The 13,087-nt window shown below is 50.2% G+C and carries 12 protein-coding genes; 4 read left to right on the top strand and 8 right to left on the bottom strand.

Translation table 11 applies throughout. From position 1 onward, the window contains the following. Window positions 1-8: 8 nt before the first annotated feature. The 6 genes from M2137_RS10210 to M2137_RS10185 form a co-directional block, all read right to left on the bottom strand. A complete protein-coding gene (locus M2137_RS10210) occupies window positions 9-581 on the bottom strand; it encodes a hypothetical protein (protein ID WP_280766334.1) in 573 nt (190 codons plus the stop codon). Between the two features lie 27 nt (window positions 582-608). Next, entirely contained in the window at window positions 609-1,904 is a 1,296-nt protein-coding gene (locus M2137_RS10205) for an AMP-binding protein (RefSeq protein WP_280766333.1), read from the bottom strand. A gap of 5 nt (window positions 1,905-1,909) precedes the next feature. After that, window positions 1,910-3,568 (bottom strand): C45 family autoproteolytic acyltransferase/hydolase, encoded by a 1,659-nt coding sequence (locus M2137_RS10200; protein ID WP_280766332.1) that lies wholly within the window; start codon window positions 3,566-3,568, stop codon window positions 1,910-1,912. Between the two features lie 119 nt (window positions 3,569-3,687). After that, window positions 3,688-4,440 carry a biotin--[acetyl-CoA-carboxylase] ligase gene (locus M2137_RS10195; RefSeq protein ID WP_280766331.1) on the bottom strand — a complete coding sequence of 251 codons (753 nt, stop codon included), beginning with the start codon at window positions 4,438-4,440 and terminating at the stop codon, window positions 3,688-3,690. Further along, window positions 4,427-4,783 (bottom strand): MmcQ/YjbR family DNA-binding protein, encoded by a 357-nt coding sequence (locus M2137_RS10190; protein WP_280766330.1) that lies wholly within the window; start codon window positions 4,781-4,783, stop codon window positions 4,427-4,429. Before M2137_RS10190 ends, M2137_RS10195 begins: the two co-directional genes overlap by 14 nt. Before the next feature lie 11 nt (window positions 4,784-4,794). Next, a complete protein-coding gene (locus M2137_RS10185) occupies window positions 4,795-5,160 on the bottom strand; it encodes a YraN family protein (RefSeq protein WP_280766329.1) in 366 nt (121 codons plus the stop codon). A 61-nt stretch (window positions 5,161-5,221) separates the two neighbouring features. Here M2137_RS10185 and M2137_RS10180 point away from each other — a divergent pair, with 61 nt between their 5' ends. Together M2137_RS10180 and M2137_RS10175 are read left to right on the top strand one after the other, a co-directional pair. Next, window positions 5,222-5,449, top strand: coding sequence for a hypothetical protein (locus M2137_RS10180; RefSeq protein WP_280766328.1), 228 nt, complete (start codon window positions 5,222-5,224; stop codon window positions 5,447-5,449). Further along, complete coding sequence (locus tag M2137_RS10175) at window positions 5,446-5,886, top strand: nucleoside deaminase (protein ID WP_280749650.1); 441 nt, start codon at window positions 5,446-5,448, stop codon at window positions 5,884-5,886. The genes M2137_RS10180 and M2137_RS10175 overlap by 4 nt, the downstream gene beginning before the upstream one ends. Here M2137_RS10175 and M2137_RS10170 read toward each other — a convergent pair whose 3' ends face one another. Further along, the gene (locus tag M2137_RS10170; protein ID WP_280766327.1) at window positions 5,887-6,852 is read right to left on the bottom strand and encodes a metallophosphoesterase; all 966 of its coding nucleotides are present in this window, start codon (window positions 6,850-6,852) and stop codon (window positions 5,887-5,889) included. 21 nt (window positions 6,853-6,873) lie between these two features. Beyond that, window positions 6,874-9,375, bottom strand: a complete 2,502-nt coding sequence (galB, locus tag M2137_RS10165; RefSeq protein ID WP_280766326.1) for a beta-galactosidase GalB — start codon at window positions 9,373-9,375, stop codon at window positions 6,874-6,876. A 977-nt stretch (window positions 9,376-10,352) separates the two neighbouring features. Here galB and M2137_RS10160 point away from each other — a divergent pair. Then, window positions 10,353-11,054: a succinate dehydrogenase cytochrome b subunit gene (locus tag M2137_RS10160; RefSeq protein ID WP_280766325.1), complete on the top strand. Its 702-nt coding sequence runs from the start codon at window positions 10,353-10,355 to the stop codon at window positions 11,052-11,054. A 34-nt stretch (window positions 11,055-11,088) separates the two neighbouring features. Then, window positions 11,089-13,029, top strand: a complete 1,941-nt coding sequence (locus M2137_RS10155) for a fumarate reductase/succinate dehydrogenase flavoprotein subunit (RefSeq protein WP_280766324.1) — start codon at window positions 11,089-11,091, stop codon at window positions 13,027-13,029. Window positions 13,030-13,087: the final 58 nt, after the last annotated feature.

Raw genomic sequence — 13,087 nt, 5'->3', positions numbered from 1 at the left:
TTTTATTCTTATTTACTTTTCAAAGCCTTAGCTACCGAGCCTGCCCAATAGTTGCGCAGGCCGAAACCACCGGCTTTGGTGGTAATCCGTTTGTTCGAGATCACCTCTTTCGTCGAAAGGTCGAATATCACCTTATGATAGGTGGCCATATTCTGTGGCTTATTCATCAATCCGGCAATCAGAATGGCTCCATATCCTTCGGTATAATCACCCGTATCGTAGGAGGCTACCTGCTCGGCAATCATCTCGTCCGTCAGTTCATACTCATTATCGTCGCGTTTCAGGGTTTCATACACCCGTTCCAGGTTCAAACTATTCACCATCCGGTAGCTCTCCGTGATATTCACCTTCGGGAAAGCCTGAGAGGGAGAATACTTCTTGGGTTCCGAAAGGAATAATCCGTTGATGCCTTCAAACGCCTGCTCGAACTGATCGGCTGTTTCCGTCGCGCCAAACACCTGGGCGATCGAAAAATCCACACCAAAGAATGTCAACTCCTTTATCTCTTTCAACTCTACCTGCTGCGCCTGCATAGTTAATATGCCAAACATGGCAACAACCCATAAACATACTTTTTTCATAATCAATTCTTTTTTTATGTATTTCACTTAACGCAAATCTACAAATTTAATTGCCTTCCGGCTCATCTGGGGCATTTGAATTTTAGCGATATAATCGGGCGAAGCAAACTGAATGGTAGGCGCCACCCGCACCTTCGAACGGAACAGGTCTTTGATCTGTTTGGCAAAGCCTTCCGTCTGAATCTCGCTCCCGACGCGGATCAGGATATCGTCGGTGCCCAGGTCGTTGGTATAGACCTCCACCACATAGTTCTTTACGCCCGAGATATTGTCCAGGATATCATAGAGCGCGGGCGGATAGAGCGTTGTGCCTTTGTATTTGATCATTTGTCCTTTGCGTCCCAATACAGAGCTCAGGCGCGTCGTGTTGCGCCCACAGGAGCAGGGCTCATGGTAATGGTAACAGATATCGCCCGTCTTAAAACGCAATAACGGCATACCCCGCACGCCCAATGTCGTGATGGTTACCTCGCCGGGTTCTCCCTTTGCTACCGGACGGTTATCGTCGTCGAGAAACTCCACAATGATCAATTCCGGTTGAAGATGACCTCCCCGGCAGGCTTCACATTCGGTAAAGGAAGACTGCATCTCTGTCGAGGCGTAGGTCGATTGCAGCGTAGGCACATGCCATTTGTCATGGATGCGTTGCCCGAGGGTATTAAGGGTGAAGTCGGGATTGCGCAGTGCCTCCCCGATGCAGATCGCTTTCCGGATGGAAGAGGCGTTGTAATCGATCCCATGCTCCTCCGCATATTCGATCAGTTTGATCAGAAACGAGGGAACCACCATGCAGAAGGTGGGCTGGATCCGGCGGATCGTGTCCCATTGCAATTCCGGAATACCATTGCCTACGCGCACCACACCGGCGCCCATCTCACGGGCTCCCATATAATAGGCCAGGCCCGCCATGAAACGTCGGTCGAGCGTGGTCATCAGTTGCATAATATCCTCCGCGCCGCATCCTGCCGTCGTGAAGGAGAGATATTCGTTATAGGACAACCGATCGAGATCACCCGAGGTCAGGACAAAGGTGACCGGGTCGCCCAAGGTACCGGAAGTCGTGACATAATCGATCACCTCCCGTTGGTCGACACATATAAATTCTTCATTGCGCAGTTGCAAATCGGTTTTGGTTGTCACCGGCAGGTGTTGCAGATCCTCTATCGTGCGGATACGGGCGAGGTCGATCTTCTCCTCGCGGAACATCTGCCGGTAGAAAGAGGAATGCCCGTTCAGGTACGTCAACTCCTCCGCCAGACGCATCTCCTGATATCGTTTGATTTCTTCCGGAGATTTAAACTGGATATCACCTTGTTTTTGCATACGGTTTATTTTATTTTTTCAATTCGTTTTTCGATGGATGTGCGCTCGCCCTGCTTCGCGATCTCTTTCGTCAAGGCTTGTTGCCAGTGGCGAACGGCCTCTTCCTTTTCCCCGAAGGTGGCATAATAATCGCCCGCCAGTTCCCAGGCATAATACATTTCCGGATTCGATTGCAAGAGTTGATCAACAAGCTCTTGATGGAGTTCCTGACCTGTTTTTATCTGCTTTCGGATCATTTTCACCGTCTCCCGGTAGGTCAACAGGCGATTGTAATCCGGGGAGAATAGGAAGGGATCGGCAGCAATCGCCAGGGAGTCAATGGGCGCGACTGCCTCTTTGCCTGATGCGCCGAATATCTCATTCAGGTCATACGCCACATATTCCCCTGATTGCCAGGGAGTGGTCGACACCCACATCAATAGCTTCTCAGGCTGGAACACCACCGAGTGATGGGCGATAAACTGATTGATCGCCTTTTCGTTGGCTAAGCCAATCTCTTTTCCTCCCGCTCCCCACCGGTCGCGCAACATATCAGCGGCATCCGTTGGGTCGACAGGGCTTTTCTCCTGTAACAATTCCTGCAAACGGGCGTAACGGTAAGGACTATCCGAGGTGGCCAGATTCTCCCGGTTGCGCTCGTCGTCGCGGAAGGTCTCCGACTGATAATGGTTGGTGCAGATGATATAGTCTCCTTCCGTATGGAACAATCCGATAAGATCGGGCGACTTCTCGATAACAGCCGCCTTCCCCTCGCGGGCAGAACCGATCAATAATGATTCGGACACAAAGGTTTTTCGTTTTTCCGCGATGGCGTAAGCCTCTTCGATCGTCGAGGCATATTGCAGGATCTCGCGTGCCAACAACGAGATAGGCATCGCCGCGGAGGTGGGCATGGTCGATTTGGCGGCATTGATGGTGACCGTCAGCCCCGTCGTGTTCATGCCCGACAATACTCCGGTCATGCCCGGCCAGCCGACAGCCGCAAAGGCATAGCCTTCCGTCGGACGATAGAATGAGACCATCTTATGGCGGGCAAAGTCATCGCCCATATAGAAATCGAAATTCCGTCCGATCAACAGGGTCGAGTCCGCGCTGGCCGCACCCCACAAACCAAACGAGCTACACCCTACCAGCATATAGTCCTGCATGGCATGGCCGATATCGTGCGCCGCGTGGTAATTGAGCTGCCGCTCGTAGGGCGTCCCGATCATATCATATTTATGGGTACAGGAAAGAGAGATCCCGTAGATCTCCCGGCGAAACTCTTCAGGGATATATTCGCCCAGGTGGCGGTTGAACACAATCAAAAGGAAACGCAGGAATTTCAGGTAACTATCCGAAGGAATCATCTCCCGGATCTGGTCGACAAACACCTTCTCCTGATAATAGAGCAGATCCTCCAACAGCTTGCCCGAAGCAGCTCCCCGTTCCAGCGCATCGCCTTCCACATACAACTCCCACAAGCCGCTTTTGTCTAAACGCAGTTGGTGTGGCCCATACAACGACAGGCTGTCGGATGTATACAACTCATAATCCGGCAGATCGGAGGCCGTGATCTCCGGCTGTTTCATATCCGCCGAGAAATAGAGTCCCGCCAGACAGAGAAACAGCAATCCTATAACAGCCAGTATCCCCAGGAAGAAATAGTTGATAATTCGCTTCATATCATCTACACTTTAAACGTAGCCACCGGATGGATTAAGCGGCAACAGATTTGCAAAGGTACTCTTTTTCGGGCTTTCGCGAAACTTACATTTTTGGAAAAAACGGGAATAGAGGTAGGTCAGAATAAAAAAGAGACCTCTTTGAAAGCATATTTGCGGGTGGAACCGTCGCGTAATTGCAACAATAGGTGGCCGGTTGGTTCGACGGAAGCAATCATTGCCTCAAAACGGCCGGAGGCATCTTCGTAGGGATGGAAGCCCTCTTTGCGGTAAAGTGCCCGGGCATAGAGGCGGCGTATCTCCGCCTCCTCTTCCTGTAAAAGGAGTAGGTAGTAGTGATAGAAGCGCGATAGGAACTGATCGAGAATAGCTTCCCGGTCGTACTCCTGCCCGGTGATCTGTTTTAAGGAGACAGGATTGGGCGCGTTTCCGGTGAATAGCTCCTGATTCAGGTTGATACCGACACCAATGATCGAACAGTAGATGCCTCTTCCGGCAATATCATTTTCGATCAACATGCCGCATATCTTTTTATCCTGCCAGTAGATGTCGTTGGGCCACTTCACGGTGATATCATCACTGTATTGCAATAGGCTCTCCTGCACACTGAGAGCAGTGATCTGCGAGATCAGAAATTGTTTGTTGGCCGGCAATACATCGGGATATAACACCGTGCTGAAAGTGAGGTTTTTGCCCCATTCCGATTCCCAACTGTTGCCCATCTGTCCACGACCGGCTGTTTGCCCATCGGCCCAGACAACGCTGCCCTCGGGCAATTCGCGCCGCCCTACCCGCTCGCGCAGGCTGGTATTGGTAGAGATCACCTCCTGAAGATGTATGATTTGCGGCGATTCTGTGTTATTCGTCAGCATATTGTTCGCGTATTCGTTTGGGCAACTTAGCGATCACCTCCTGGTAGGCATGATGAATCCAGTGGCGGATCTCCTTCGCCGGCATATCGCGCTCCAGATAAATATTGTTCCAGTGTTTCTTATTGAAATGATAGGCCGGAGCGACAGCTTGGTAATGTTCGCGCAACTGCTCCGCTTCGTCCGGATCACATTTGACGGCAATCACCGGTTCCTCCGCGTCGAGCGCCAGGAGCAGAAACATTTTATTCTCCACTTTGAATACAAGCGATACCTCATCGAAGGGAAAACACTCTGTCGTGTTCTTCAATGACAGGCAATAATCGCGTACTTCTTCACAATTCATACACACATCTTTTATCGTACCGGAGGCAAAAACGCATCCTCATACTGTTCTATCTCATACCCTTGCGGACCGGGAACCACCGTGATAATATCGAACCGAACCGGCAGTTCGATACTGAAATAACGGGCATAGGCATCCGCCGCCAATACCGTACGGCGAATCTTCTTCCGGTCGACCGCATCTTCCGGCGAAAGCAGATGATCCATCGCACGGGTCTTTACTTCCACCACCACCAGCCATTCGCCATCGATTGCCACGATATCCAACTCAAAATGGTGCCAATGCCAGTTGCTGTCAAGAATCGTATATCCCTTCTTCTGAAGGAACTCGCGGGCAATCTCCTCGCCTTTACGTCCGATTTCGTTGTGGTTCGCCATTTGACAAATATAGTGAGATTTTCTTTTTTAATTCGCTGGATCAATGTACTTTTGCGGCTATATGAAGAAAGTGCGGCCAAAAAATGTTACCAAGTCACCCTCTCCACGCTCTCATAAAGTGACTTTTATGCTCAACGACGAAGAGCAGAAGGCTGTCACGCGCTATCTCGAACGCTACAAAATATCGAATAAATCGCGCTGGTACCGCGAGACCATCATGACACATATCCTGAAGATCATGGAGGAAGACTACCCTACCCTCTTCAATGAAAATGAAATGAGGCGATGAATCCTTTCGACGATACCTATTTTATGAAGCAAGCCCTGACGGAAGCACGTGCTGCCGCCGCCGAAGGGGAGGTGCCTGTTGGCGCGGTCATCGTATGCCAGGGACGGATCATTGCCCGGGCGCACAACCAGACCGAGCGCCTCAACGACACCACAGCTCATGCCGAGATGCTGGCTATCACGGCAGCCACCGGCGTATTGGGTGCCAAATACCTGACCGATTGCACGCTCTATGTCACGGTTGAGCCCTGCGTGATGTGTGCCGGAGCCATCGGATGGTCACAAATCAGCCAAGTGGTCTTTGGCGCTTCCGACGAGAAAAGAGGCTTTCTGCAATTTGCCCCGCGTGCGCTTCACCCCAAAACAACCGTCACAAAAGGCGTTCTGGAGGAGGAATGTGCTGCCGAAATGAAGCAGTTTTTCCAACAAAAACGCTAATCAGTAGGTCAGTTCCCTGTCTTTTATCGAAGAGGAGATTGGAAAGGGGTATCGTTTTTGAAGTTGTTCCCGGTCGATAGTCGGATCCACAAATCCACCTTGCATTCCTTTGATCGTAATCGTTCCCTGGCTGTTTATTTCAATAATGGCATACAGAGTCGTGTCGTAGCTGATCTGTTCCGGCCATTCCGGCAGGGGCTCCCGGCCGCTTCGGCGATTAACAAAATCATTACCTGTCCAGAAATAGCTGGCCGAATTGGCCTGCCAGTAGTTGATCCGGTCGATCACCTGGTAGTTGTCGCTATGGTTATAGCCTGCCATCACCGCCGCGATGCGTGTCCCCGAATTCATAGCCTCTTTGATGATCCGGTGCAGGTCGCGGTTTTTGTTGGGGGTCGATATGCGGTCGTTGATGGGGGCATGCGACAGGATCACATAGATAGGTTTTTTGTTTTTCAATACTTCTGTCAGCCATTCATGTTGTTCCTGGCTGAAATGTCCGTGACGTAACTCAGGCACATCAAAATTCCCGTGATCATACGCCTGTTCATTTCCCTCTTCGTCTAAGAAGAAATTAGAATCCAATACCACAAATCGGAAAGGTCCTTTGTCGAAATAGTAGTGAGAGGCCTTCAATCCATAGAAAGCCGTGAACTCCTGCTTGGAGGCCTTCTGCAGATCCTGACTGCCTATCGCGTGATAGACCGGGGCGGAGGCATTAATAAGCATCTCTCTGAGCGGTTCGTTGGCGGGTGAGGGCTGCGCGATATCTCCCAGGTCGACGAAAAAATCGACCTGACGATCGGCACCTGCCCGAAGGATGGTTTGCAACCGTTCGCTCCCGTCAGCGATCGAATCGGCATGCAGGTCGGAAAACAAAAGAAACCTCACCGTTTGCTCCTCGGGAGTACATCCGAACAAGAGGCAAAGGGTGAGCGTAAGGGTTGTGTACACAAATCGTTTCATAGCTATTATAATTATATATGTTTATTCACTGATCAATTCGATACTGGCTCCGCGAACGCCTGAAGCGGAAGCCTCCAACACAATGGGACCCGCCTTTTCGGTTGTCTGCACAATGGCGGTCATCTGTCCGCTGAAGAGCTTCATCTGCGGCAGATGGAAAAGCTCCAGGCTGGTGGTGTTACCACTGGCTCCGGCGCGATAGAATCCTTCACCACGCACCTTGAACTTCACCTGATTGGTAGCGTCGGGACAAAGGTTGCCATTCCGGTCGACCACCCGTACATTAATAAATGAGAGGTCTTTACCATCGGCCGATAGACGCGAACGATCGGCTTTCAATTCCAGGCGATGAGGCTTACCTGCCGTATGGATCTCCTTTTCTTCCACCGCATTGCCCTCCTTATCGTAAGCTACCACCTTCACCGTGCCCGGCTCATAACGTGTGTCCATCCACATCAGGCGATAGCGTTTCTGGCGCTCCAGCGAAGCCAACGCTTCGGGTGTGCCGCTGGCATCCAGTTCGACAGAAAGATCTTTCGTGCGAACGCCCTGGCTTTTGCCGTTGATAAACAGCTCTGCCGAAGGATGGTTGGTATAAACGAACACCGGCGTCACCTCGCCTTCGCGTCCCGGCCATGTCCAGTGAGGCAGGATATGCAAGGTGTTCTCCCCTTTGTTCCAATGGCTGCGATAGAGCCAGTAGCGGTCTTTGGGTATACCCGCCAGGTCGATAATACCGAACAGGGAGCTGTGGCTGGGCCAGTCGGTATAATAGGGTGTCGGTTCACCCAGGTAATCAAAACCGGTCCATACGAATTCCCCGATTGTATAGGGCAGATCCTCCTGATGAATAAAATCGTCTTCGGGCAGGTTCGACCAATTACAATGCTCCAGATCGTAGCCGCTGCTTTGGTGGTCGTCGTATTTGGCATCCGAACGGCGTTCTACCGGGAATTTATAGACCCCGCGGGTGCTGACGGTCGACGCCGTTTCGCTACCCAACACAATAGCCTGCGGTAATTTTTTGTAGGCATCCTGGTACACAAAGAGGCGGTAGTTGAAGCCTACCACATCCATGGTGGCGGCGAAATTATTGTTGATAACGGTGGTTCCATGATCCAACCCATTGGTGACCGGACGGGTAGGGTCTTCGCGGTGGCAGATATCCTGCAGGAAGCGCGCTAATTTGTTTCCTCCCGGTCTGCTCTGGTCGGGCACCTCGTTGCCGATACACCACATCACCACACTCGGGCTGTTGCGGTATTGCCGGAGCAGGTTCACCAGGTCTTTCTCCGCCCATTCGTCGAAGAACAGGTTGTATCCGTTTTTCACCTTCGGCGTTTTCCATTCGTCGAACGTCTCGGGCATCACCATAAAGCCCATCTCGTCGCAGGCACGGATCAATTCGGGCGCGGGCATATTGTGTGAGGTGCGGATCGCGTTACATCCCATATCTTTCAAGATGCGCAACTGACGGCGGATCGCGGCGTCATTGACGGCAGCACCCAACGGTCCCAGGTCGTGGTGGTTACACACCCCTTTAAACATGGTCTTTTCGCCATTCAGGAAAAAGCCCTCCTCGGGAATAATCTCGATCGAACGGATACCAAACGTCGTGGTGTACTCATCTTTCAAGGTCTGTCCGTCGTATAGGCGGGAAACCGCCTTGTAGAGTTCGGGCACCTGTGGCGACCACAAACGGGGATTCTGCAAAATGATCTCTTGCGAGAAACAGTCCTTATCGTAAGCAGTCAACGCCGATTTGGTCTCGATCAGGCGATTGCCATACTGGTTCCATATTTCCGTCACCAGGCTATAACGGGAAGCCTCCGTTCCCTCGGGCCGGGCGATCTCTGTTTTCAGGTGCACGCGGGCAAATTCTTTACTAACCTGCGGCGTCGTGATCTGCGTTCCCCAAAGCGGAATATGCGCCTCTTCCGTCACGATCACATGCACATTGCGGTAGATACCGGCGCCCGGATACCAGCGCGACGATTCCGGCAAGTTCTCTAAGCGAACAGCCAGTGTGTTCGTGCCTTCGGCATGCAGGAAGTCTGTAATATCGAAATAGAAAGAGTTATAGCCATAAGGCCAGTTACCCACCTTTTGTCCGTTCACATAGACATTGGCCTGACTCATCGCCCCGTCGAACAACAGCGTGACCCGTTTGCCCGGCGCATACGACGGAATGGAGAGGTCGTAGCGATACCAGCCCACCCCTACAAAAGGAAGCCCGCCCGTACGTCCGGCATGAGGCATCGCCTCTTTCTGTCCATCCTGGGTAATGGCCACCTGTTGCATATCATTATACGCATCGAAAGGACCATAGATCGCCCAATCGTGAGGCACGGTGACCGACTGCCACTTGCTGTCGTCATAGTCCGAACGGATAAAATCAGCCTGATCTTCCCGGGTGAATTTCCATCCCTTCTCGAGCAGAAACTCCGTGCGTACCTGTGCCGTTAGCCATTGGGGCAAAAATAAACTCCATGCGAAAACAAACAAAATGTGAAATCGTTTCATATGATTATTTAATTTGATTTGATTTACAGATGTACAAATATAGGGAAAGCCGAACACAGAGCCAAGCTTGCTTGAGCTATGTTAAGGCGCATCCTATATTCTACAAATATAGGGAAAACACAAATATGGCGGCATGCTATAGATTTCATTTCTTTTGGTGTAGATAGACTTGGTTACTGAATTCTTTAAATTGGGAAGAAATTGAAGATACAAGGTATATCAGATCAGTATCTAAAAGCTCCCCTTCTTAGAAAAGAAGGGGGGGGACCGCTGCTTGCAGCGGTGGGGTAATTTGAATTCTTTATAAATGTTTTTCCTATTTCTTTGATAGTCACAAATACACAAAACAGAACAAATGTGTGATTTTTAATACATCAAACTACCCCACCATCGCAAGCGATGGTCCACCCCCTTCTTTTCTAAGAAGGGGAGCCTTGGATAGTGATTTCTATAACCTTCACATATTACATTATCTGAATTCCCTATTTCCTATCTCCCATCTCCTTCCAATATTACCACAATCGAAGATCAAAGCTGATCGAGTAGTTGGCATTCCTTGCGAAAATGTGAACAGATGTTAAATCGTCCATTTCCGGCGAAACCCCGAAATTACGATTTGTAATTTTCGCGGGAGTTTGCGCGCAAAAAAGCGGGACTTTGGAGACAAACTCCCGGGAGAAACACTTTTTAACGTATGGATTTGTAAGTAAAACGCCCGATTTGCTTACAATCGCTATTTTAACATTTTGGTTTTTTGGTTGTGAAATCGGACTTTTCGGGGTGTCGGAAGCGAAAAAATCACCCTATATTATAATGTAAGAAACAGCTTGTATACAGGCTATTCGGAGGGATATATGCTATTGCCGAAAAATTTCTTTAATTTATTGCTTCCTATGTGGAATTAGGCTACCTTTGCGCTTTTATTTTGTGCAGCGTGAAAAACTTATAAACAATTAAATAACTTAAACTATTATCTTATGTGGTTACTTAATTCTTCTATTGGCAAGAAACTGATCATGAGTATCTCAGGTATCGTTCTTGTTCTGTTTCTAACGTTCCATGCGGCCATGAACGTAGCAGCGGTATTCTCTGAAAAGGCATACAACATGATCTGTGCCCTTTTGGGGGCTAACTGGTATGCTGTGGCGGCGACCGTGGTGCTGGCAGGCATTGTCGCTATTCACTTTCTGTATGCGCTATTGCTTACGTTTCAAAACATGAAAGCACGCGGAAGCGACAGCTACGCCGTGAACACGCGTCAGAAAAACGTGACATGGGCATCTAAGAACATGTTTGTTCTGGGTATTATTGTTGTGGGCTTTATGCTGTTACACTTTGCCCAGTTTTGGTACAAGATGATGTTTGCCGAATTGATTGGCAGTCATGAGGTAGCCTTGGGCGACAAATTAGTATCTACTCAGAACGGCGCAGCCTTTATCAACTACTACTTCAGCCAACTCTGGGTAGTGATCTGTTACCTGATCTGGTATGTGGCCTTGTGGTTCCACCTGACGCACGGGATTTGGAGTTCTGTTCAAACGATGGGTTTGAGTAACAATATCTGGATCAAACGTTGGAAAGTAATCGGCAATATCTATGCTACGCTGTTGATGGCAGCCTTTGCCTTTGTAACTATTTTCTTCTATCTGAAGAGCCTTTGTGGTGGTTCTTGCTGTTAACTAAAGGTGTAATCCATTTGAAAATCAAAGAAATATGACACAGATAAATTCAAAAGTTCCACAAGGCCCGTTGGCTGAAAAGTGGAGTAATTATAAAGCACATCAGAAGCTGGTGAACCCGGCTAATAAACGCCGTTTGGATGTGATCGTGGTAGGAACCGGATTGGCCGGTGCTTCTGCGGCTGCTTCATTGGCTGAGATGGGATTCAATGTACTTAACTTCTGTATCCAGGATTCTCCCCGTCGCGCGCACTCGATTGCTGCCCAGGGAGGTATCAATGCTGCCAAGAACTATCAGAACGACGGTGACTCGGTCTACCGTCTCTTTTATGATACGATCAAAGGGGGGGACTATCGTGCCCGCGAAGCTAACGTATATCGTTTGGCAGAGGTTTCCAACGCTATTATCGACCAGTGCGTAGCGCAGGGTGTTCCTTTTGCACGTGAATACGGCGGTCTGCTCGACAACCGTTCATTCGGGGGCGCGCAGGTATCGCGTACCTTCTATGCCCGCGGACAGACCGGACAGCAGTTGCTGTTGGGCGCCTACTCAGCACTGAGCCGTATGATCGGTCTGAATAAAGTAAAAATGTATACACGTCATGAAATGGTTGACGTGGTAAAGGTTGACGGGCGTGCCCGCGGTATCATTGCCCGTAACTTAGTGACCGGTAAACTGGAACGTTTCGCGGCTCATGCCGTCGTGGTAGCCACCGGAGGATATGTAAATACCTTCTTCCTGTCTACCAACGCGATGGCATCCAACGGTTCTGCCGCATGGCAATGTTATAAGAAAGGGGCTTACTTTGCGAATCCCTGTATGGTACAGATCCACCCGACCTGTATCCCTGTGCATGGTGAATTCCAGTCTAAGCTGACCCTGATGTCGGAGTCGTTGCGTAACGACGGACGCATCTGGGTACCGAAGAAAAAGGCGGATGCCGAAGCAATCCGTGCCGGCAAACTGAAACCGACACAAATTGCTGAGGAAGACCGCGACTACTACCTGGAACGCCGCTATCCGGCATTCGGTAACTTAGTGCCGCGCGACGTAGCATCACGTGCTGCGAAGGAACGTTGCGACGCCGGTTTCGGTGTGGGAGCGGGACAGGCTGTTTACCTTGACTTTGCTGAGGCGATCAACCGCCTGGGACGCAATGTAGTTGAGGCACGTTATGGTAACCTCTTCCAGATGTATGAAAAGATTGTTGATGATAATCCATATGAAACGCCGATGATGATCTATCCGGCTCTCCACTATTCCATGGGAGGTCTGTGGGTTGATTACGAATTGATGACCAATGTGCCGGGACTGTTCGCCATTGGCGAAGCCAACTTCTCCGACCACGGCGCAAACCGTTTGGGTGCATCCGCGTTGATGCAGGGATTGGCCGACGGTTACTTCGTGTTGCCGTATACGATCCAGAACTACCTGGCCGACCAGATCCAGGTGCCGCGTTTCAGCACCGATCTGCCTGAGTTCGAAGAGGCTGAATCTGCTCTGAAGGCACGTATCGACAAACTGATGAATATCAAGGGCACATCTACCGTAGATACTATCCATCGGAAACTGGGACTTATCATGTGGGACTTCGTCGGTATGGCGCGTAATGCCGAAGGCCTGAAGGGCGCTATCGAAAGCCTGAAGGAACTGAAGAAAGAGTTCTGGAGCAATGTGCGTATCCCGGGTGAAGCCAATGATCTGAATGTGGAGTTGGAAAAAGCTTTGCGTTTGGCCGACTTCCTGGAGATTGGCGAGTTGATGGCGCACGATGCCTACGACCGTCAGGAATCCTGCGGTGGTCACTTCCGTGAAGAATATCAGACAGAAGAGGGCGAAGCGATGCGTCGCGACGATCAGTTCTCGTATGTATCCTGCTGGGAATACCAGGGTGAAGACAAAGACCCTGTGATGTATAAAGAGGCTTTGGATTACGAATTCGTAGTGCGTCAACAGAGGAATTACAAAAATTAATAACGGCCCCCTAAATCCCCCAAAGGGGGACTTCTCCTCCCCTTGGGGGAGGTCGGGA

This window comes from Parabacteroides sp. PFB2-10, assembly GCF_029893085.1.
Lineage (GTDB): Bacteria > Bacteroidota > Bacteroidia > Bacteroidales > Tannerellaceae > QVMG01.
The sequence above is the reverse complement of the archived record's forward strand: the minus strand, read 5'-3'. Positions and strand labels throughout refer to the sequence as shown.

What these genes read in the sequence shown, in the direction of transcription:
- M2137_RS10210 (WP_280766334.1), bottom strand. Translation starts at nt 581, where the DNA reads ATGAAAAAAGTATGTTTATGGGTTGTTGCCATGTTTGGCATATTAACT.
- M2137_RS10205 (WP_280766333.1), bottom strand. Translation starts at nt 1,904, where the DNA reads ATGCAAAAACAAGGTGATATCCAGTTTAAATCTCCGGAAGAAATCAAA.
- M2137_RS10200 (WP_280766332.1), bottom strand. Translation starts at nt 3,568, where the DNA reads ATGAAGCGAATTATCAACTATTTCTTCCTGGGGATACTGGCTGTTATA.
- M2137_RS10195 (WP_280766331.1), bottom strand. Translation starts at nt 4,440, where the DNA reads ATGCTGACGAATAACACAGAATCGCCGCAAATCATACATCTTCAGGAG.
- M2137_RS10190 (WP_280766330.1), bottom strand. Translation starts at nt 4,783, where the DNA reads ATGAATTGTGAAGAAGTACGCGATTATTGCCTGTCATTGAAGAACACG.
- M2137_RS10185 (WP_280766329.1), bottom strand. Translation starts at nt 5,160, where the DNA reads ATGGCGAACCACAACGAAATCGGACGTAAAGGCGAGGAGATTGCCCGC.
- M2137_RS10180 (WP_280766328.1), top strand. Translation starts at nt 5,222, where the DNA reads ATGAAGAAAGTGCGGCCAAAAAATGTTACCAAGTCACCCTCTCCACGC.
- M2137_RS10175 (WP_280749650.1), top strand. Translation starts at nt 5,446, where the DNA reads ATGAATCCTTTCGACGATACCTATTTTATGAAGCAAGCCCTGACGGAA.
- M2137_RS10170 (WP_280766327.1), bottom strand. Translation starts at nt 6,852, where the DNA reads ATGAAACGATTTGTGTACACAACCCTTACGCTCACCCTTTGCCTCTTG.
- galB (WP_280766326.1), bottom strand. Translation starts at nt 9,375, where the DNA reads ATGAAACGATTTCACATTTTGTTTGTTTTCGCATGGAGTTTATTTTTG.
- M2137_RS10160 (WP_280766325.1), top strand. Translation starts at nt 10,353, where the DNA reads ATGTGGTTACTTAATTCTTCTATTGGCAAGAAACTGATCATGAGTATC.
- M2137_RS10155 (WP_280766324.1), top strand. Translation starts at nt 11,089, where the DNA reads ATGACACAGATAAATTCAAAAGTTCCACAAGGCCCGTTGGCTGAAAAG.